16 protein-coding genes, 5 tRNA genes, 3 rRNA genes and 1 pseudogene are annotated in these 20,319 nt (G+C 21.9%); 21 read left to right on the forward strand and 4 right to left on the reverse strand.

Going from position 1 to position 20,319, the window contains the following annotated elements:
- The 15 genes and pseudogenes from rpmA to NARSGI1_RS01280 all read left to right on the forward strand — a co-directional run bounded on the left by rpmA (position 1) and on the right by NARSGI1_RS01280 (position 12,029).
- Positions 1-258: a 50S ribosomal protein L27 gene (gene rpmA, locus NARSGI1_RS01205; RefSeq protein WP_130616989.1), complete on the forward strand. Its 258-nt coding sequence runs from the start codon at positions 1-3 to the stop codon at positions 256-258.
- Between the two features lie 3 nt (positions 259-261).
- Positions 262-1,233: a GTPase gene (locus NARSGI1_RS01210; protein ID WP_130616990.1), complete on the forward strand. Its 972-nt coding sequence runs from the start codon at positions 262-264 to the stop codon at positions 1,231-1,233.
- 2 nt (positions 1,234-1,235) lie between these two features.
- Positions 1,236-1,703 carry a GreA/GreB family elongation factor gene (locus tag NARSGI1_RS01215; RefSeq protein ID WP_130616991.1) on the forward strand — a complete coding sequence of 156 codons (468 nt, stop codon included), beginning with the start codon at positions 1,236-1,238 and terminating at the stop codon, positions 1,701-1,703.
- A gap of 1 nt (position 1,704) precedes the next feature.
- Positions 1,705-2,306 (forward strand): annotated as a pseudogene (locus NARSGI1_RS01355) (SAM-dependent methyltransferase).
- 17 nt (positions 2,307-2,323) lie between these two features.
- Positions 2,324-4,126, forward strand: coding sequence for an ATP-dependent zinc metalloprotease FtsH (gene ftsH, locus NARSGI1_RS01230; RefSeq protein ID WP_130616994.1), 1,803 nt, complete (start codon positions 2,324-2,326; stop codon positions 4,124-4,126).
- A 12-nt stretch (positions 4,127-4,138) separates the two neighbouring features.
- On the forward strand, positions 4,139-4,351 hold the full coding sequence (locus NARSGI1_RS01235) for a hypothetical protein (RefSeq protein ID WP_130616995.1): 213 nt from the start codon (positions 4,139-4,141) through the stop codon (positions 4,349-4,351).
- Positions 4,352-4,433: transfer RNA gene (locus NARSGI1_RS01240), tRNA-Leu, on the forward strand. It abuts the gene before it with no gap.
- 80 nt (positions 4,434-4,513) lie between these two features.
- A tRNA-Met gene (locus tag NARSGI1_RS01245) sits at positions 4,514-4,585 on the forward strand.
- Between the two features lie 116 nt (positions 4,586-4,701).
- Complete coding sequence (locus NARSGI1_RS01250) at positions 4,702-5,679, forward strand: NusA N-terminal domain-containing protein (RefSeq protein ID WP_130616996.1); 978 nt, start codon at positions 4,702-4,704, stop codon at positions 5,677-5,679.
- 26 nt (positions 5,680-5,705) lie between these two features.
- Positions 5,706-7,184, forward strand: coding sequence for a translation initiation factor IF-2 (locus NARSGI1_RS01255; RefSeq protein ID WP_130616997.1), 1,479 nt, complete (start codon positions 5,706-5,708; stop codon positions 7,182-7,184).
- 5 nt (positions 7,185-7,189) lie between these two features.
- Entirely contained in the window at positions 7,190-7,549 is a 360-nt protein-coding gene (rbfA, locus tag NARSGI1_RS01260) for a 30S ribosome-binding factor RbfA (RefSeq protein ID WP_130616998.1), read from the forward strand.
- Positions 7,543-8,190, forward strand: coding sequence for a tRNA pseudouridine(55) synthase TruB (gene truB, locus NARSGI1_RS01265; protein WP_130616999.1), 648 nt, complete (start codon positions 7,543-7,545; stop codon positions 8,188-8,190). Before rbfA ends, truB begins: the two co-directional genes overlap by 7 nt.
- Before the next feature lie 10 nt (positions 8,191-8,200).
- On the forward strand, positions 8,201-8,413 hold the full coding sequence (gene rpsO / locus NARSGI1_RS01270) for a 30S ribosomal protein S15 (protein WP_130617000.1): 213 nt from the start codon (positions 8,201-8,203) through the stop codon (positions 8,411-8,413).
- Positions 8,414-8,419: 6 nt separating this feature from the next.
- Complete coding sequence (gene pnp, locus NARSGI1_RS01275) at positions 8,420-10,465, forward strand: polyribonucleotide nucleotidyltransferase (protein ID WP_130617001.1); 2,046 nt, start codon at positions 8,420-8,422, stop codon at positions 10,463-10,465.
- Between the two features lie 13 nt (positions 10,466-10,478).
- Complete coding sequence (locus tag NARSGI1_RS01280) at positions 10,479-12,029, forward strand: DEAD/DEAH box helicase (RefSeq protein WP_130617002.1); 1,551 nt, start codon at positions 10,479-10,481, stop codon at positions 12,027-12,029.
- Between the two features lie 3 nt (positions 12,030-12,032).
- Here the strand turns inward: NARSGI1_RS01280 and NARSGI1_RS01285 are convergent, their stop codons facing one another.
- Positions 12,033-13,181 (reverse strand): aminoacyl--tRNA ligase-related protein, encoded by a 1,149-nt coding sequence (locus tag NARSGI1_RS01285; RefSeq protein ID WP_130617003.1) that lies wholly within the window; start codon positions 13,179-13,181, stop codon positions 12,033-12,035.
- Between the two features lie 186 nt (positions 13,182-13,367).
- Between NARSGI1_RS01285 and NARSGI1_RS01290 the strand changes: the two genes are divergently transcribed.
- The 6 genes from NARSGI1_RS01290 to NARSGI1_RS01315 all read left to right on the forward strand — a co-directional run bounded on the left by NARSGI1_RS01290 (position 13,368) and on the right by NARSGI1_RS01315 (position 18,362).
- Positions 13,368-14,966: ribosomal RNA gene (locus NARSGI1_RS01290) — 16S ribosomal RNA — on the forward strand.
- Positions 14,967-15,013: 47 nt separating this feature from the next.
- Positions 15,014-15,087: transfer RNA gene (locus NARSGI1_RS01295), tRNA-Ile, on the forward strand.
- A 5-nt stretch (positions 15,088-15,092) separates the two neighbouring features.
- Positions 15,093-15,165 (forward strand) — tRNA-Ala (locus tag NARSGI1_RS01300).
- A gap of 17 nt (positions 15,166-15,182) precedes the next feature.
- Positions 15,183-18,116, forward strand: a 23S ribosomal RNA gene (locus NARSGI1_RS01305).
- Between the two features lie 21 nt (positions 18,117-18,137).
- Positions 18,138-18,275: ribosomal RNA gene (gene rrf / locus NARSGI1_RS01310) — 5S ribosomal RNA — on the forward strand.
- Together the 16S, 23S and 5S rRNA genes with 3 tRNA genes alongside form the textbook arrangement of a ribosomal RNA operon.
- Before the next feature lie 14 nt (positions 18,276-18,289).
- Positions 18,290-18,362 (forward strand) — tRNA-Trp (locus NARSGI1_RS01315).
- Positions 18,363-18,375: 13 nt separating this feature from the next.
- On the opposite strand, the gene mnmE is transcribed toward NARSGI1_RS01315, so the two are convergent.
- From mnmE to rpmH, 3 genes are read right to left on the reverse strand one after another with little or no spacing between them, the layout of a single operon-like run.
- A complete protein-coding gene (gene mnmE / locus NARSGI1_RS01320) occupies positions 18,376-19,782 on the reverse strand; it encodes a tRNA uridine-5-carboxymethylaminomethyl(34) synthesis GTPase MnmE (RefSeq protein WP_130617004.1) in 1,407 nt (468 codons plus the stop codon).
- A 5-nt stretch (positions 19,783-19,787) separates the two neighbouring features.
- The gene (gene rnpA, locus NARSGI1_RS01325; protein ID WP_130617005.1) at positions 19,788-20,144 is read right to left on the reverse strand and encodes a ribonuclease P protein component; all 357 of its coding nucleotides are present in this window, start codon (positions 20,142-20,144) and stop codon (positions 19,788-19,790) included.
- A gap of 7 nt (positions 20,145-20,151) precedes the next feature.
- Entirely contained in the window at positions 20,152-20,289 is a 138-nt protein-coding gene (gene rpmH / locus NARSGI1_RS01330) for a 50S ribosomal protein L34 (protein WP_130617006.1), read from the reverse strand.
- Between the last annotated feature and the right edge of the window lie 30 nt (positions 20,290-20,319).

A 20,319-nucleotide genomic window follows, 5' to 3' on the forward strand; every position in this document is an offset into this window, starting at 1 on the left:
ATGGCTCATAAAAAAGCTGCTGGATCTACAAGAAATGGAAGAGATTCTCCTGGTAAAAGATTAGGATTAAAACATTTTGGAGGAGAAATTGTATATCCTGGTAATATATTAATTAGACAAAGAGGAAGTAAATTTCATCCTGGTGTTAATGTTGGATGTGGAAAGGATTATACTTTATTTTCATTAATAAGAGGAATAATAAAATTTAAAAAAAATAAAATAAATAATAAAAAAGTTATATATGTAATACCAATTTAAATTATGAATTTTTTATATAAAAAAATTATTAAAGTTAAAGCCGGAAATGGAGGAGATGGATGTGTAAGTTTTAGAAAAATAAAATTTATAAATAAAGGAGGACCGGATGGAGGAAATGGAGGAAAAGGAGGAGATGTATTTTTATTATCTAATAAAAACATAAATAATTTTAATGATTGTAATTTTAAAAATATAATATATGCAGAAGATGGTAAAAAGGGAAGTAAAGAAAATAAAACAGGAAAAAATGGTAAAAGTACAATAATAAATGTTCCAATTAATATTAAAGTGATAAATTATGATACTGAAGAAATTATTTATAATATAAAAAATAATAATGAGTTATTAATAGTTGCAAAAGGAGGAGATTTTGGATTAGGTAATAGTAAATTTAAATCATCAATAAATAGATCGCCAAAATTTTGTACATTAGGTAAAATTGGAGAAAATAGAACTTTAATATTAAAATTAGAATTAAATTCTGATGTTGGAATTATAGGATTATCTTATTCTGGTAAAACATCTTTAATATATTCTATTATAAATAAAGATAAAATAGATTTAAATACTAAATATCCTAGAAAATTTATAGTTAATAATAAATTTTCTATAATAGATACTCCTGGATTAATAAATTCTAGTAATTTTAATATCAATTTTTTAAATCATTTAAATAAATGTTCATTATTAATATATATTATAGATATATCATATTATAAATGTAATTTTTCTATTAATAATATATATAATATTTTTAATAAAATATATTTATATAATAAAAATTTAATTTTAAAAGAAAAATGGATTGTCTTTAATAAAATAGATTTATTAAGTTATAATGATGTATTACTATATTCTAATTATATAATTAGTAAATTAAATTGGAAATCAAATTATTATTTAATTTCTGCAAAAAAAAATATTAGTATAAATAAATTATTAATTGATATATATAATTTTTTAAAAAAGGTTTAAGTATGGATTCTATATTAATAAGCAAAGAAGGAATTAGAAAATTAAAAAAAAAATTAGACTACATAAAAAATATAAAAATTCCTGAAATAATAAATTCTATAAGAGAAGCAAGGTCATATGGAGATATTAAAGAAAATTATGAATACAAATCAGCCAAAGAACAACAAAAAATATATGAAAATAAAATAATTGATATAGAAGAAAAATTATCTAAATTAAAAATAATTAATTTAAAAAATAGAAATTTAAATTTAATAACAATTTATTCTAAAGTTAAAATATTGAATATAGATAATAATAAAATAAATATTTATCATATAGTTAGTGAATTTGAATCCAATATAGATAATAATAAGATATCTATAAACTCTCCAGTAGCTAAAAGCATTTTAAATAAAAAAATAAATGATATAGTAGAAATAAAAGCCCCAATTGGAATATTAAGATATAAAATATTATCAATAAATTAAAATGAAAAATAACAAAAATTTTAGTGATTTTTTTTATAGAAAAGCTAAATTATTAAAATTAAAATCAAGATCTTGGTTTAAAATAAAAGAAATAAATAATAGAGAAAAAATATTTTATGACAATATTAAAATAGTAGATTTAGGATCTTCTCCTGGAGGTTGGTCTAAATTTGCATCAGATTATACAAGTAATTCAATAATATTTTCATGTGATATATTAGATATGGATTATATAAAAAATGTTTTTTTTTTAAATGTAATATATTAAAAAAAAATTCATATAATGATTTTATAAATTTTATTAAAGTTAAATATATAAATTTAATATTATCTGATATGTCTCCTAATATAAGTGGTAATAAAATTATAGATTCAAAAAATATATATGATTTATATAAAGTATGTATTAATTTATGTATAGATAAATTAATATTTAATGGATGTATGGTTATAAAATTATTTTATGGTTACTATACAGAACTAATAATTAAAGAAATTAAAAATTTATTTAATTATATTAAAATATTAAAACCTGTTTCATCAAAAAAAAAATCTAGTGAATTTTATATTGTAGCTAAAAATTTTAAAATATTTAATAAATAAATTATTTATATAAAAATATGATTAAAAACTTTATCATTTGGTTAATTATTACTTTATCTTTAATATTTATATTTAATAATTTTAATATAAATGAATGTAAAAATAAAATTGATTATTCTACTTTTATTAATGATTTAAATAAAGAAAAAATAAAAGAAGTTTGTATAAATGGAAAAGAAATTTATGTTATAAAAAAAAATAGAGATAGTTATATTACATATATGCCTATATTAGATTATAAATTATTAAGTATTTTATTAAATAAAAATATAAAAATAATAGGAAAATGTAATGAAGATAATATTATTACCTCAATATTAATATCTTGGTCTCCAATAATTTTAATTTTATTAGTATGGATATTCTTTATTAGACAAATACAAATTGGAGGTAAAGGATCAATATATTTTGGTAAAAATAAAGCAAAAATAATTTCAGAAAATAGAATAAAAATAAAATTTGAAGATGTAGCAGGATGTGATGAAGCTAAAGAAGAAGTTAAAGAAATAGTAGATTTTTTAAAAAATCCAAATAAATTTAAAAAATTAGGAGGAAGAATACCTAAAGGTATTTTAATGATAGGGCCTCCTGGTACCGGAAAAACATTATTAGCTAAAGCTATAGCAGGAGAATCAGATGTGCCATTTTTTACTATATCAGGATCTGATTTTGTAGAAATGTTTGTTGGAGTTGGTGCATCAAGAGTAAGAGATATGTTTGATCAAGCAAAAAAAAAATCTCCATCTATAATATTTATAGATGAAATAGATGCTGTTGGTAGACAAAGAGGTACTGGTTTTGGAGGAGGTCATGACGAAAGAGAACAAACATTAAATCAAATGTTAGTTGAAATGGATGGGTTTGATAATAATGAATCAGTTATTGTTATAGCAGCTACTAATAGACCAGACGTATTAGATAATGCATTATTAAGACCAGGAAGATTTGATAGAAAAGTTATATTTGATTTACCTGATATAAAAGGTAGAGAAGAAATATTAAAAATACATGTTAAAAAAATTAATTTAAATGAAGATGTAGATTTATCATTAATATCAAAAAGTACATCAGGATTTTCTGGAGCAGATTTATCTAATTTAGTTAATGAAGCAATATTACATGCGGCTAAAAATGATAAAGAAAAAATATATATGTCAGATTTTGAATTTTCTAGAGATAAAATAATATTAGGCTCTGAAAGAAAATCTATGATTCTTACTAATAAACAAAAAGAATATATAGCATATCATGAATCAGGGCATGTTATTGTTGGAAAATTAATTCCAGATCATGATCCTATAAATAAAGTAACTATAATACCTAGAGGTAGATCTTTAGGAGTAACATTATTTTTACCTAATGAAGAGTATTTAAATACTAATAGAATAAGATTAGAAAGTAAAATATCTGCATTATATGGAGGTAGATTAGCTGAAGAAATAATATATGGATATAATAAAATATCAACAGGATCATTAAATGATATTAAAGTAGCAACTTCAATAGCAAGAAAAATGGTAATTCAATTAGGATATTCAAAAATATTAGGTCCTTTAATGTATTCATTTGATGATGAAAATGAATCATATATGAATAATAAATTTATATTTAGATCTAAAACTTTATCTGAAGATATATTAAAAGTAATAGATCAAGAAATTATTAATATAATAAATATAAATTATCAAAGAGCTAAAGATATTTTAATAAAAAATATAGATATTTTACATTCTATGAAAGATGCTTTAATAAAAAATGAAACCTTAAATTCTAATCAAATAAACAATTTAATAAATAGAAAACCAATAGATTACTGTTAATAATAAAAAGTTATGAATTTATTTTATTTTATGTTTTATATTTTTTCATTATTATTAATAATTTTATTTATTATAGAAAATATTTTATATAATAAAAATTTAAATCTTAAAAAATATGACATAATAATGTATAAAGATGATATTATTTTAAATAGAATTATATATATTGTATCTATAATATTATTTTCTATAGTATTAATTTTAATAAAAAAAAATAATATTTAAACCGAGATGGTGAAATTGGAAAACACGCTACTTTAAGATAGTAGTACTTAAAAGTTTAAGGGTTCGAATCCCTTTCTCGGTAAAATTTAATAGTATATGAAATATTTATTTTTTTGATATTTTATAATATAATAATATAATTACAATTAATTTATTCAAATACGCGGAATAGAGCAGTGGTAGCTCGTCGGGCTCATAACCCGAAGGTCGTTGGTTCGAATCCAACTTCCGCAATCTTTTATAGTTCAATAAGTATTAATTTTATATTAAAATAATATATTTTTTTTGTCTTATTTTTATAAATTTATTAAAAATTTAAAATTTTTATAAAAATATTAATTTCAGTAATTATGAATAAAAAAATTTTAGTTATTGTTGAATCTATATCTAATAAAAATTTAATATCTAAAGATAAAGTATTTGAAATTTTAAAAGATTCTTTATTATTAGCAATTAATAAAACATTAAAAAATATAAATAATATAGAAGTATATATAGATAAAAATAGTGGAGATATTAAATTTTATAAAAAAATATATAAAAATTTAACAGAATCAAATTGTAATAATATATATAATAATTTAATTAATAAAAATATTTTAAAAGAAGAAATAAATATAAAATTTAATAGAATTTTAATAGAACTTACAAAAAAAAATTTAATAGAAAGTGTAAAAAAAATATCAAATAATATTTTATTTAATAAATTTAATAAACTTATAGGAAAATTAATATTAGGTATAGTAAAAAAAATAAGTAAAAATTATATTTTAATATATATCGAAGATAATATAGATGCTATATTAAATAAAAATAATATGTTAAATAATGATTCATTTAAATTAGGCGATAAAATAACTGGAATATTATTTAATGTTATTATTAATAAATATGATATAGAATTATTTATAAGTAGAACATCAAATAAAATTATATATGAATTATTTTATAAAAATATTAATAGTGAAAATAAAAATTATATTAAAATAATTTCAATAATTAGAAATCCTGGATATATATCTAAAATAATAATAAAGTTAAAAAATAAATTAGATATAATATTTAATAATATTTTAAATAAAAAAATAAATAGATATATTTCAAATGAATTATCAGGAGAAAAAATAGACATAATAATTTGGAATAATGATATAAAAAAACTTATTTTTAATATTATATTTCCTATAAAAATATTAAAAATAAATATTAATAAATATAAATTAGATATTTTTATTAAAAAAGATAACAATATATTTTTTTTAAAAAATAAAAATAATATAAAATTATTATCTAAATTATGTAAATATAAATTAAATTTTATATATTAAAATTTTAAATTACTTAATGAAACTAAATGAGTAAAAATAATTTTAAATTAAACAATATTGAAAAATATAAAAAAAGAACTCCAATAATAACTATATTAGGACATGTAAATCATGGAAAAACATCAATATTAAATGAAATATTATTATTAAATAATAAAAATATAAATTTAAATGAATATGGTAATATTACACAATATATAAAATATTTTTATATAAAGACTAAATTTGGTTTTATGACATTTCTAGATACTCCAGGTCATGAAGATTTTATATATATGAGAAATATAGGTGCTAAAATTACAGATATAGTAATATTAGTAATAGCGGCAGATGATGGTATAAAATTACAGACTATAGAATGTATAAATTATATAAAAAATTTTAATATACCTTCAGTTATAGTTATAAATAAAATAGACAAAGATATAAATTTATATAATTCAAATAAAATAATAGGAGATCTATATAAATATAATATAATTTCTGATAAATTAGGAGGAGAATATCAATTTATAAATATATCATCTAAAAATAAAATAGGAATAGATAATTTATTAGAAGCAATATATTTGCAATCTGAAATGATAAATTTAAATTCTAATATAGAAAGTAATACTCCAGAAGGAATAGTTTTAGAGTCATTTATAGATAATAGAGGTCCTATTATATCCTTAATAGTAAAAAAAGGTATATTTAAGATAGGAGATAATATTATATGTAATAATAATATTGGAAAAATAAAATTAATAAATAGTACTGATGGATATTTAGAATATGCATTACCATCTATGCCTATAGAAATATTAGGACTAAATAATATATCTAATATTGGAGAAAAAATATATGTATATAATAATAAAAATAAAATAAATTTTATTTATAAATCCGAAAAAAGTAAAACAAAAGATATAAGTATAATAAAACCATCAACTAATGATATAAACATAATATTAAAAACTAATGTAAAAGGAATATGTGATGTTATAATTAATTCTTTAAAAAAAATTGATTTAAATATTAAATTTATTAGTCATAGTATAGGAAAAATAAATAAAAATGATATTAATATGGCTATTATAACTAAATCAATAATATTAGGATTTAATATAAAAGTAAATTTAAATATTTTAAAATTAATAAAAATAAATAATATATTTTTTGAGAATTATTTTATAATATATGACCTAATAGATAAAGTTAAAAGTATAATTTCAGAAAGAAAAAATAATATTATATTAGAAAATATAAAAGGATCAGCTTTAGTTAAAAATATATTTAATATAAAAAATGTTGGTATTATATCTGGATGTGAGATAACATATGGAATTATAAAAGTTAATAATAATATAAAAATCATAAGAAATAATATAAATATATATGAAGGTAAATTAGAATCAATAAAATTATTTAAAGAAAATATTTTGGAAGCAAAAAAGGGAATGAAATGTGGATTATATATAAAATTTAATAATATAAAAATAAATGATAAAATAAATTCATACTAAATAAAATGAATAAAAAAAATATTTTTTATATAAAACGTTTATCTAAAGAAATAAAATATAAAATTTCTTTAATTCTAATTAAAAAAATAAATGATTCTAGAATAAAAGATATATCAATAATAGATGTAGATATATCTTTAGATTTTAGTGTAGCAAATATATTTATAATTTTTTTAGAAAAAAATAGAAACGAAATAATAAAAAAAATGAAAATAATAAAAAATACTGAAAATTTTATAAGAAAAATAATAAGTAAATCTTTAGTGGTAAAAAATATACCTAAATTAAATTTTATATATGATGAATCCATATATAAAAATATTAGATTATATAATTTAATAAAAAATTTAAATAATAAATGCTAAAATATGATGAAAATATATTATTTTTAGATAAACCGTATGGTTGGACGTCAAATTATACATTAAATAAAATAAAAAAAATAATTAAAAAAAAAAAATATGGATATATAGGAACATTAGATCCATTAGCTACAGGTATGATTCCTATAATTTTTGATAATGGTACTAAATATTTTCAATATATATTAAATTTACCTAAAAAATATAATGTTATAGCCAGACTTGGTAAATTTACAAAAACATATGATTCTGAATCTAAAATAAATATATATACTAATAAAATTAATTTTAATATTAATTTTATTTTAAATAAAATTAATTTATTTAAAGGTAAAATTTTACAGAAACCACCTATTTACTCATCTATTAAAATAAATGGAATTAGATTATATAATTACGCCAGGTCAAATATAAAATGTATAATAAAAAGTAGATATGTTAAAATATATATTATTAATATAATATCTCTTAAAAATGAATTTTTAGAATTAGAAATAACGTGTTCTAAAGGAACTTATATTAGATCATTAGTAAATGATATAGGTATTTCATTAGGTTGTATGGCTTATGTTTATTCATTAAGACGTTTAAGTATAGGTAATTTTAATAAAATGATTACTATTTCACAATTAATAAATATTTAAAAATTAAAATATGGAAAATGTTGGATCAATAATATATCAAATAAATATTTTAACTAATAAGATAAATTATTTAAAAAATCATTTTAATAAAAATAAAAATGACTTTCATAGTAAAAGAGGATTAATATTAAAAATATGTAAAAGAAAAAAATTATTGAAATATATAAAAAATAACGATATTAATAAATATAAAAATATAATATATGAATTAAAAAATAGTTAAAATAAAATGTTTAATTTTAATAATATAACTAAAAATTTTAAATATGGTGAGTATAATATAAAATTAGAAACTGGTTTTATTGCTAGACAGTCTTCATCTTCTATAATTGCAAGTATGAATGATACTAAAGTTTTAATAACTGTTGTAGAAAATGATTCATATTCATTTAAAAATTTTCTTCCATTAACTGTAAATTACTATGAAAGAAGTTATTCATTAGGTAAATTTCCAAATAATTTCTTAAAAAGAGAAATAAAACAAAATGAAAATGAAATATTAATTTCTAGATTAATAGATAGATCTATAAGACCATTATTTGATAAAAATTATTTTAATGAAATACAAATAACTATAATATCTTTATCAATAAATCCAGATATTAATCCTGATGTTATATCAATAATTGGAACTTCAGTAGCTTTAAGTATATTAGATATACCTTTTTATGGACCAATATCTACATCTAGAATTGCATATATAAACAATAACTTTATATTAAATCCACTAAAAAATAAAATGGAATCTAGTAGCCTAGATCTTATAATTTCATGTAATAATAAAACAATAACTATGATAGAATCTTTTTCAAAAGATATATTAGATGAAATTTTAATAGAAGCTATATTTTTTGGATATAAAAATCAATTAAATATAATTGATTGTTTAAATGAATTTATTATAAATGTAAAAAATAAAATAATATTAAATATTAATAATAAATATACTGAAAGTAATAATTTATATGAGTTAATATCAAATATAGTTTATGATGATGTAAATATTATTTATTTAATTAAGGATAAAAATTTAAGAAAAATAAAAATAGAAAATATAAAAAAAATATTATTAGACAAAATAGATGATGTACTATCAGATTATTCTGAATCAGAAATTTTATATCATTTTAATGACATAGAAAAAAATATATTTAGAAATAAAATATTAAATAATATGATTAGAATTGATGATAGAAAATTTGATGATATAAGAGAAATAAATATAATAAGAAAATTTTTACCAAGAGTGCATGGATCAGTATTATTCACTAGAGGAGAAACTCAATCTCTAGTTACTATTACATTAGGAATGATGGATAAAAATTCAAATGATAGATTATTATTTCACTATAATTTTTTACCATTCTCTACCGGAGAAATAAGTAATATCGGGTATCCCAAAAGGAGAGAAATAGGGCATGGAAATTTATCTAAAAGATCAATATTACCATTGATACCTGATATTAATATTTTCCCTTATTGTATAAGAATAGTTTCTGAAATATTAGAATCTAATGGGTCATCTTCTATGGCTTCTGTATGTGGAGCTTCATTAGCATTAATGGATGCAGGCATACCAATAAAAAATCATGTAGCTGGTATAGCTATGGGGTTATTAAAATATAGTGATGATAAATATATAATATTAACTGATATATCAGGAGAAGAAGATAATTTTGGAGATGTAGATATAAAAATATCTGGAAGTTATAATGGGATAATGTCTTTACAAATGGACACAAAGATAAATGATTTAAATATTAACATATTAAAAGATATAATAATTAAATCTAGAGAAGCTTTAATTAAAATATTAAATATAATGAATAATAATATATCTAAATATGATAAAAAATTATCTAAATTTGCTCCTGTAATAAATACTATTAATATATGTAAAAGTAAAATAAAAAATATAATAGGAAAAGGTGGAATTACAATTAAAAATATTATAAAAGAAACAGGATCTAATATAGATATTAATGATGATGGAGTAATTAAAATATTATCTCCAAATAATAAGATTTATTTAGAAACTTTAAATAAAATAAATAATATATTATATATACCAAATATTGGAGATTTATATATTGGTACAATAATAAAAATATTAGATATAGGATTAATTGTTAATATAGATGATATAAATAAAAAAGGTATAATTAAAAAAAATATATTAACAAATTTAAATAAAAAATTTATTATTGGCCAAAAAATAAATGTTAAAATCATAAATATGAATAATCCAGATTATATAAAATTAAATTTTAATTAATATACTTTAAATTATGAATAATATTTCTTTTTTAGATTTAGGTATTAAAGATTTTTTAATAAAAAAATTAAACAACTTAAATTATATTAATCCATTTCCTATACAAAAATTATGTATACCTGAAATATTATCTAAAAAAGATATTATAGGTATAGCTAACACTGGAAGTGGAAAAACTCTAGCATTTGTTTTACCTATTTTAAATAACTTAAATTTAAATAATTTATATCCTCAAATATTAGTATTAGAACCCACTAGAGAATTAGCAATTCAAGTAAGTAATGTATTTAAAAAGTTCTCTTGTGATATTAAAAATATAAATATATCTATTTTATGCGGAGGACAAAATTATAATAATCAATTTAAAAGTTTAAATTTAGGATCAAATATAATAATTGGCACTCCAGGAAGAATATTAGATCATATAAATAGAAAAACATTAAATTTATCTAATATAAATACATTGGTTTTTGATGAATCTGATGAAATATTAAAAATGGGATTTATAAATGAAGTAGAAAAAATAGTATCTAACATAGATAATAAAAATTATCAGACTATTTTATTTTCTGCGACTATGTCTAAATATATAAGATTTAATATAATAAATAAATTTACTAAAAACCCAAAAGAAATAATAGTTAAAAATGATATAGTACCTAAAATAGAACAAAATTATTGTATAGTTAATTCTTATAATAAAGAAGATGTTTTAATAAAATTTATAGAAATAATAAATTTTAATTTATTAATAATATTTACTAAAAAAAAATATTCTACAATTTATATTTCTGATTTATTAAGATCTAAAGGTTATAATAGTTGTTATTTAAATGGAGATATGAATCAATTATCAAGAGAAAAAACTATAGAATCATTATCAAATAAAAAATTTAATATATTAGTTGCAACAGATATTGCCTCAAGAGGTATAGATATAAAAGATATAGATTTAGTAATAAATTATGAAATTCCTGAAAATGTAGATACTTATGTTCATAGAATAGGAAGGACAGGAAGGGCTGGAAGATCTGGAAAATCTATATTATTTCTAAATAAGGAATTTAATTTTATAAAAGTTTTAGAAAAAAAATATAATTATATTATTAATAAAATTGAATTTCCTAAAGATAAGGAAATTAATAATTTAAGGATAAATAAATTTATTAATTTAGTTAAATCTTATAATGATTTAAATTTATATAAGAATGGTTCTTTATTAACAAATGAAAATATATTAAATAACTTATTAGATTTATATAAATCTGATGTTAATAAATTAATATTAATTTTATTAAATATTATAAGTAATAATAATAATTATTATGAATTTATTAGTAAAAATAAAACTAAAATAGTAAATAATTTAATAAAAATAAAATTAGATAACAAATATTATAATTTAAAAAATAATATATTTGATTTTTTATATAAAAAGTTTAATATTGATAAAAAATATATAAAAATAGAAAAATTTAGTGAATATTTTTTAATAAAAATATTTAATAAAAATTTAAATTATAAAGATATTAAAAGTAAAATATATTTTTTAATTAATAATTAAATATTAATTTTTTTTAAAAAAACATTTAATATAATTAAATATATATTTTAAATTTATTAATTTAGATTCATTATTTTTTCTTATTTTAATTTCTATTAGATTATTTAATGTATTTTTTTCATTAATTATTAATATTAAAGGTATACCAATTAATTCTATATCTGAAAACATATAACCTATACTTTTATTTATATCATATATTATGATATCAAAAATATTAATTTTTTTTATTTTATAAAAAATTTTTTTAGATATTTCATTTACAATTTTTGATTTATAAAAATTTATTGGAATAATACATATATCAAATGGTGATATAGATTTTGGCCATATTATACCTTTACTATCATTATTTTGTTCTACTATAGTATATATTAATCTGGATATACCTATTCCATAAGAACCCATATTAATATATTTTTTATTTCCTAATTTATCTATAAAATTAAAATTAAATATTTTAGAATATTTATCTCCTATTTTAAATATATGAGCTATTTCTATATCACTTTCTTTATTAAAATTTGTTTTAAATTCATGTGATATATCTCCTCCCATATTTTTAGATTTAACTTTATATATATTAAATTTTAATTTAAATTTATTAAATATATTTTTATATAAATTATATATTCTATAATAAGTTTCATTTAAAGAATTAATATCTATATGAAAAGAATATGCATCTTTCATTATAAATTCTTTAGTTCTTATTACTCCATTACTGAATCTTATTTCATTACGAAATTTATTATTTATCTGAAATAATTTTATTGGTAATTCTTTATATGATGTTGTTTCTTTACTTAATATATAAGTTATTATTTCTTCATTTGTAGGACTTAATATATACTTTTCATTTTTTATATGAAAAATTTCATTACCATATATATTTAATCTATCACTTAATTTCCATAATTCACTATCTTGAAGAATTGGAATAGATATTTCATTGAAATTTACACTTTCCATTTTTTTTTCTATTATAGAATTTATTTTTTTTATAACTCTTAAACCTGTTGGTAACCATATATAGGATCCAGATGATATTTTTTTTATTAATCCAGATTTAATCATTAGTTTATGACTTAATGTATAATTATTATTTATTTTATTTTTAGATGTATATAATTTATAATTACTTACTTTCATGAATATTTATTTCATTTTAAAATTTTATTGTTAAATAATATAGATTTATATGTTTTTTTTTTATATAATCATATTTGTTATATATTAATTATTTTTCTATTAAATAATAGAATGATTATATAAAATTTAAATATATTTTAGTTTACTATAATATGTTTTTATTTTTATATAGTATTTTATTATTTATTTATTAAGAGTTTGATCATGGCTCAGATTGAACGCTAGCGGCAAGCTTAACACATGCAAGTCGAGCGGCTAACATAATATAATTGTAATTTATTATTATTATATTGATGGCAAGCGGCGTACGGGTGAGTAATATCTGGGAATCTGCCTTATGATGGGGGACAACTATTGGAAACGATAGCTAATACCGCATAATATCTTTATATCTTAAAAGATTTTAGATTAAAGTAGGGGATCTTTTAAAAGACCTTATGTCATTAGATGAGCCCAGACGAGATTAGCTTGTAGGTGAGGTAAAAGCTACACCTAGGCAATGATCTCTAGCTGGTCTGAGAGGATGGTCAGCCACATTGGAACTGAGATACGGTCCAAACTCCTATGGGAGGCAGCAGTGGGGAATATTGCACAATGGGGGAAACCCTGATGCAGCTATGTCGCGTGTGCGATGAAGGTCTTTTGATTGTAAAGCACTTTCAGCATAGGAAGAAGTTAATATAACTAATAATTATTATTAATTGACATTACTTGCAGAAGAAGTACCGGCTAACTCCGTGCCAGCAGCCGCGGTAATACGGAGGGTGCAAGCGTTAATCGGAATTATTGGGCGTAAAGGGTGCGTAGGTGGTTTATTAAGTCAAATGTGAAATTTTTAAGCTTAACTTAAAAACTGCATTTGAAACTAATATACTAGAGTTTTATAGAGGGGAGTAGAATTTCAAGTGTAGCGGTGAAATGCGTAGATATTTGAAAGAATACCAGAGGCGAAGGCGACTCCCTGGGTAATAACTGACACTGAGGCACGAAAGCTTGGGTAGCAAACAGGATTAGATACCCTGGTAGTCCATGCTGTAAACGATGTCAATTTGAAGAATGTAAATATTTTTTAAATTTATATTTTTCGTAGCTAACGCGTTAAATTGACCGCCTGGGAAGTACGACCGCAAGGTTAAAACTCAAATGAATTGACGGGGGCCCGCACAAGCGGTGGAGCATGTGGTTTAATTCGATGCAACGCGAAAAACCTTACCTACTCTTGACATTTAAAGTAATAAAATAGAGATATTTTAGTGCCTTGAAAAAGGAATCTTTAAACAGGTGCTGCATGGCTGTCGTCAGCTCGTGTTGTGAAATGTTGGGTTAAGTCCTTTAACGAGCGCAACCCTTATTCTTTGTTGCCAGCGTAAAGTCGGGAACTCAAAGAAAACTGCCAGTGATTTAAAACTGGAGGAAGGTGAGGACGACGTCAAGTCATCATGGCCCTTATGAGTAGGGCTACACACGTGCTACAATGGTATATACAAAGAGAAGCAACTTCGCGAGAACAAGCAAATCTCAAAAAGTATATCATAGTCCGGATTGGAGTCTGCAACTCGACTCTATGAAGTAGGAATCGCTAGTAATCGTAGATCAGCATGCTACGGTGAATATGTTCTCGGGCCTTGTACACACCGCCCGTCACACCATGGAAGTGAATTGCAAAAGAAGCGAGAAAACTTAATCAAGTAAAATTGAAAAGATCTTTCCACTTTGTGTTTCATGACTGGGGTGAAGTCGTAACAAGGTAACCGTAGGGGAACCTGTGGTTGGATCACCTCCTTGTTTATTTTATTTTAGGTGTTTTATAGAAAAAAAAATTGAATAATTTTAGGCTTGTAGCTTAGTATGGTAGAGCACACCTCTGATAAGGGTGAGGTCAGTGGTTCAAATCCACTCAAGCCTACAATAGGGGCTATAGCTCAATAGGTAGAGCATCTGTTTTGCAATCAGAAGGTTAGCGGTTCAATTCCGCTTAGTTCCATTTAAATAAAAAAAAGGGGTTAAGAAATTAAGCGTATATGGTGGATGCCTTGGCAAACAGAGGCTATGAAGGACGTGCTAATCTGCGAAAAGTATCGATGAGTTGATAAGAAACGTTATTAATCGGTAATATCCGAATGGGGTAACCTAAATATAATTAAAATTATATTTATTATTAAATAAATAAAATAGTTTAATAAAGCAAACCAGAAGAACTGAAACATCTTAGTATTCTGAGGAAAAGAAATCAAAAAGAGATTCCCTTAGTAGTGGCGAGCGAAAAGGGAAAAGCCAAATAAGCTATACAATATATATTTATTATAATAATAATTTTGGAAAATTTAGCTATAAAAGGTGATAGCCCTGTGTTTTAAAATTTATATATATTGGCTTATTTTAAGTAAATCGAGAAATGTTATCTTGATTGAATATGGGGGAACCATCCTCTAAGGCTAAATACTACTGTTTGACCGATAGTGAACTAGTACCGTGAGGGAAAGGTGAAAAGAACCCCGGTTAGGGGAGTGAAATAGATCCTGAAACCGTATACGTACAAGCAGTAGGAGCATTATATTTTTTTATGTGACTGCGTACCTTTTGCATAATGGGTCAGCGACTTATATTCTGTAGCAAGGTTAACTTTTAAAATAGGGAGCCGTAGGGAAACCGAGTCTTAAATGGGCATTAGTTTCAGGATATAGACCCGAAACCTGGTGATCTAACTATGAGCAGGTTGAAGAATAAGTAAATATATTTGGAGGACCGAACCGACTAATGTTGAAAAATTAGCGGATGACTTGTGGTTAGGGGTGAAAGGCCAATCAAACCAGGAGATAGCTGGTTCTCCTCGAAAGCTATTTAGGTAGCGTCTTATAATTAGTTTATAGGGGTAGAGCTCTGTTTTGTACTAGGGACTTATGTTACCAGTTCAATGCAAACTACGAATACTATAAATTTTATTATTGGAAACACACTATGGGCGATAATGTCAATAGTGGAAAGGGAAACAACCCAGATCGTAAGTTAAGGTCCTTAAGTTATGATTAAGTGTAAAACGAAGTTAGAAGTCTTAGACAACTAGGATGTTGGCTTAGAAGCAGCCATCATTTAAAGAAAGCGTAATAGCTCACTAGTCGAGTCATCTTGCGCGGAAGATTTAACGGGGCTAAAATCATACACCGAAACTACGACAATTTATTTTTAATAAATTGGGTAGAGGAGCGTTCTGTAAGTCTGTGAAGATTTATCGTAAGGTGAATTGGAGATATCAGAAGTGCGAATGCTGACATAAGTAACGATAAAACAAGTGAAAAACTTGTTCGCCGAAAGACTAAGGTTTCCTATCCAACGTTAATCGGGATAGGGTTAGTCGATCCTAAGGTGAGGTTGAAATACGTAATCGATGGATAACAGGTTAATATTCCTGTACTTATTAAAATTTGTGATGGAGTGACTGAGAAGGCTATGTTAGCTAAGTGAAGGTTATCTTAGTTTAAATATTTAGATGTAAGAAATAAGTAAATCTTTTTCTTTTTAACATTGATATATGATGATGAGTTAATAAAATAACGAAATAATTTATGCCACGCTTACAAGAAAAGCTTCTAAACTTTAAATTTTAATAAATCGTACCTTAAACCGACACAGGTAGTCAGGTAGAGAATACTAAGGCGCTTGAGAGAACTCGGGTGAAGGAACTAGGCAAAATGATGTCGTAACTTAGGGAGAAGACATACTAATATGTAAGTTATTTTATATAGCTGAAATTAGTCTAAGATAACGGCTGGCTGCAACTGTTTATTAAAAACACAGCACTGTGCTAACATGAAAATGGATGTATACAGTGTGACGCCTGCCCGGTGCCGGAAGGTTAATTAATTAAGTTATTTAATTATATTGTAAAGTATATTTAAAGAAGCTTTTGATAGAAGCCCCGGTAAACGGCGGCCGTAACTATAACGGTCCTAAGGTAGCGAAATTCCTTGTCGGGTAAGTTCCGACCTGCACGAATGGCGTAATGATGGCCAGACTGTCTCCACCCGAGACTCAGTGAAATTGAAATCGCTGTGAAGATGCAGTGTACCCGCGGCAAGACGGAAAGACCCCGTGAACCTTTACTATAACTTGATATTGTATATTTGATATTAATGTATAGAATAAGTGGGAGACTAAGAAATATTGACGCTAGTTAATATAGAGTCGTAATATGAAATACCACTCTTTAATATTTGATATACTAACTTTAATCCGTTATCCGGATTGAGGACAGTGTCTGGCGGGTAGTTTGACTGGGGCGGTCTCCTCCTAAAGAGTAACGGAGGAGTACAAAGGTTAGCTAATCACGGTCAGATATCGTGAGGTTAGTGCAAAGGCATAAGCTAGCTTAACTGCGAGAACTACAATTCGAGCAGATGCGAAAGCAGGTCTTAGTGATCCGATAGATCCTATATGGTAGAGGCTATCGCTTAACGGATAAAAGGTACTCCGGGGATAACAGGCTAATATCGCCCAAGAGTTCACATCGACGGCGGTGTTTGGCACCTCGATGTCGGCTCATCACATCCTGGGGCTGAAGCAGGTCCCAAGGGTATGGCTGTTCGCCATTTAAAGTGGTACGCGAGCTGGGTTTAGAACGTCGTGAGACAGTTCGGTCCCTATCTGCCGTGGGCGTTGGAAGATTGAAAGGAGCTACTCCTAGTACGAGAGGACCGGAGTGGACATACCTATGGTGTTCGGGTTGTCATGCCAATGGCATTGCCCGGTAGCTACGTATGGAAAAGATAACTGCTGAAAGCATATAAGCGGGAAGCTTACCTTAAGATTAATCTTCCCAGTAATAATTTTAATTATTACCTAAAGGGACGTTATATACTATGACGTTGATAGGTTAGGTGTGTAAGCATTGTGAAATGTTGAGCTGACTAATACTAATATCCCGTGAGACTTAACTCTTATAAAAAAAGAATATTTTTATTTGATAATTATAACGTGATAGAACCACCTGAATAAAAATAATATTTTATTTATTTTTTCCATTCCGAACTCAGAAGTGAAATGTCATAGTGCCGATGGTAGTGTATTAATTTATGTGAGAGTAGGAAATTATCAAATAAAATTTTTATAGTAGAGGAGTAACTTAAAAGGAAAAGTACTGGTCTCCAAAATCAGTAGTTGAGAGTTAAAATCTCTCCTCCTCTGTTCTATAAATTTTTTATTTTCCTATACAAAATTTAGAAAAAATTTTATTTAAAATTTCATCATTAGATAATTCTTTACCAGTAATTTCTATTATTTTTTTTATTGACAAAGATATATTATTAAGAAATAATACTATATCATTACATTCATATATATCTTTAAATTCATTTAATATTTCTAATGAATTTTCCATTAAATTTATATATCTTTTAGAAGATAAAAATGTAGTATTACTAATATTGAAATTAAATTTATTTATTAAAAATTTTTTTATTATATTTATACCAATATTTTTTTTTGCAGATATATTAATTATATTTATATTATTAAATTTGTATAATCCAGGTTTTTCGTTATTTATATCAGATTTATTTTTTATTATTAAAAATTCTATTTTATTTTTTTTTATTATAGAAAAAATATATTTATTTAAATTATCTTTTAATATATTTAGTATATTATTACTATTTATTTCTGAAATATCAATTTTTGTATTTATTACTATTAATAAATAATTAGATTTATTTAAATTTTTTTTTGTATATTTTATTCCTATTTTTTCTACTATATTATCAGTATTATGTATTCCTGCGGAATCAAATATATTAATATCAATATTGTTTAAACTAAATTTATCACATAATATATCTCTTGTTGTTCCTGGAATTGAAGTAACTATTGCTTTATTTTTATTAATTAATTTATTAAATAAAGTTGATTTACCTACATTAGGGTTACCTATTATTGATATATTTAATTTATTACTTAAAAATAAATTTTTTTTTGATTCATTTATTAAAATTTTTATTTTTTTTTTTACATAAATAAATAAATTATTTATATTTTTATATGATACATCTATATTTTCATATGAAAAATCTATTAATGATTCTATATCAATTTTAATATTATTTAATAAATTAATTATATTATTTACTTTTTTAGAAAAATTTCCTTTTAATGATTTAAAAGATAATTTTACTAAATCTATTGATTCTGATTCAATAATATTTAATATGGATTCAGCTTGTATTAAATCTATTTTATTATTTAAATATGCTCTTTTTGAAAATTCTCCATTATATGCTAATCTAGCATATTTATTTTTTATTATACAATCTAATATATAATTTAATATTATTGGATTTCCATGACATTGAAATTCTAATATATCTTCTCCAGTATATGAATTAGGTGATTTAAAAAATATTAATATACCTTCATCTATAATTTCATATTTATTATTAAATGGATTAATAAATTTAGAAAATTCAGCTAATCTATCTTTTAATTTTTTTTTTTTAAAAAAAATTTTAGATATTTCATTAACATTATTGCCAGATATTTTAATTATTCCTATTCCACTTTTTCCAATTGGAGTAGATATTGCTATTATAGTATCTTTTTCATAAAAATTCATATAATTTAATTTATATAATGATTTATTATTTTTTTTAATAAAAATTTTAATTTCATAAAAATTAAAAAATTATTTTTTTTATCTATTGATTTATTTGGTATTACAATTAAATCTAAATTTATAGGTAATAAATTTTTATTTAATCTAAATAATTCTTTTATTATTCTTTTTATTCTATTTCTATTATAAGAATTACTAACTTCTTTTTTTTTTATAATATAACCTATTCTAGAGATTTTTAAATTATTTTTTATAAAAAAAATTGATATATCTAATATTTTTATTGAATTATTAAATATTTTTTTATTAAAAAAATCACTTTTTTTTATTAAAAATTTTTTATTTAATGAAAATTTCTTCATATATAATTTAAGCTACAATTAAATTATTTCTTTTTTTATTTCTTCTATTATTTAATATTTTTCTTCCAGATTTAGTTGACATTCTTATTCTAAATCCAATTTTTCTTTTACGTCTTATATTTGACGGTTGAAATGTTCTTTTCATAGTTTTTTATTAAAAATAATTTGAAAAAAA

This window comes from endosymbiont of Sipalinus gigas (genome assembly GCF_004296475.1).
GTDB lineage: Bacteria > Pseudomonadota > Gammaproteobacteria > Enterobacterales > Enterobacteriaceae > Nardonella.

Bases quoted from the DNA above. Each gene is read 5' to 3' on its own strand.
- rnpA (WP_130617005.1), bottom strand. From the start codon at position 20,144: ATGAAGAAATTTTCATTAAATAAAAAATTTTTAATAAAAAAAAGTGAT.
- rpmA (WP_130616989.1), top strand. From the start codon at position 1: ATGGCTCATAAAAAAGCTGCTGGATCTACAAGAAATGGAAGAGATTCT.
- rbfA (WP_130616998.1), top strand. From the start codon at position 7,190: ATGAATAAAAAAAATATTTTTTATATAAAACGTTTATCTAAAGAAATA.
- mnmE (WP_130617004.1), bottom strand. From the start codon at position 19,782: ATGAATTTTTATGAAAAAGATACTATAATAGCAATATCTACTCCAATT.
- NARSGI1_RS01210 (WP_130616990.1), top strand. From the start codon at position 262: ATGAATTTTTTATATAAAAAAATTATTAAAGTTAAAGCCGGAAATGGA.
- rpmH (WP_130617006.1), bottom strand. From the start codon at position 20,289: ATGAAAAGAACATTTCAACCGTCAAATATAAGACGTAAAAGAAAAATT.
- pnp (WP_130617001.1), top strand. From the start codon at position 8,420: ATGTTTAATTTTAATAATATAACTAAAAATTTTAAATATGGTGAGTAT.
- NARSGI1_RS01235 (WP_130616995.1), top strand. From the start codon at position 4,139: ATGAATTTATTTTATTTTATGTTTTATATTTTTTCATTATTATTAATA.
- ftsH (WP_130616994.1), top strand. From the start codon at position 2,324: ATGATTAAAAACTTTATCATTTGGTTAATTATTACTTTATCTTTAATA.
- NARSGI1_RS01280 (WP_130617002.1), top strand. From the start codon at position 10,479: ATGAATAATATTTCTTTTTTAGATTTAGGTATTAAAGATTTTTTAATA.
- NARSGI1_RS01285 (WP_130617003.1), bottom strand. From the start codon at position 13,181: ATGAAAGTAAGTAATTATAAATTATATACATCTAAAAATAAAATAAAT.
- NARSGI1_RS01250 (WP_130616996.1), top strand. From the start codon at position 4,702: ATGAATAAAAAAATTTTAGTTATTGTTGAATCTATATCTAATAAAAAT.
- NARSGI1_RS01255 (WP_130616997.1), top strand. From the start codon at position 5,706: ATGAGTAAAAATAATTTTAAATTAAACAATATTGAAAAATATAAAAAA.
- truB (WP_130616999.1), top strand. From the start codon at position 7,543: ATGCTAAAATATGATGAAAATATATTATTTTTAGATAAACCGTATGGT.
- rpsO (WP_130617000.1), top strand. From the start codon at position 8,201: ATGGAAAATGTTGGATCAATAATATATCAAATAAATATTTTAACTAAT.
- NARSGI1_RS01215 (WP_130616991.1), top strand. From the start codon at position 1,236: ATGGATTCTATATTAATAAGCAAAGAAGGAATTAGAAAATTAAAAAAA.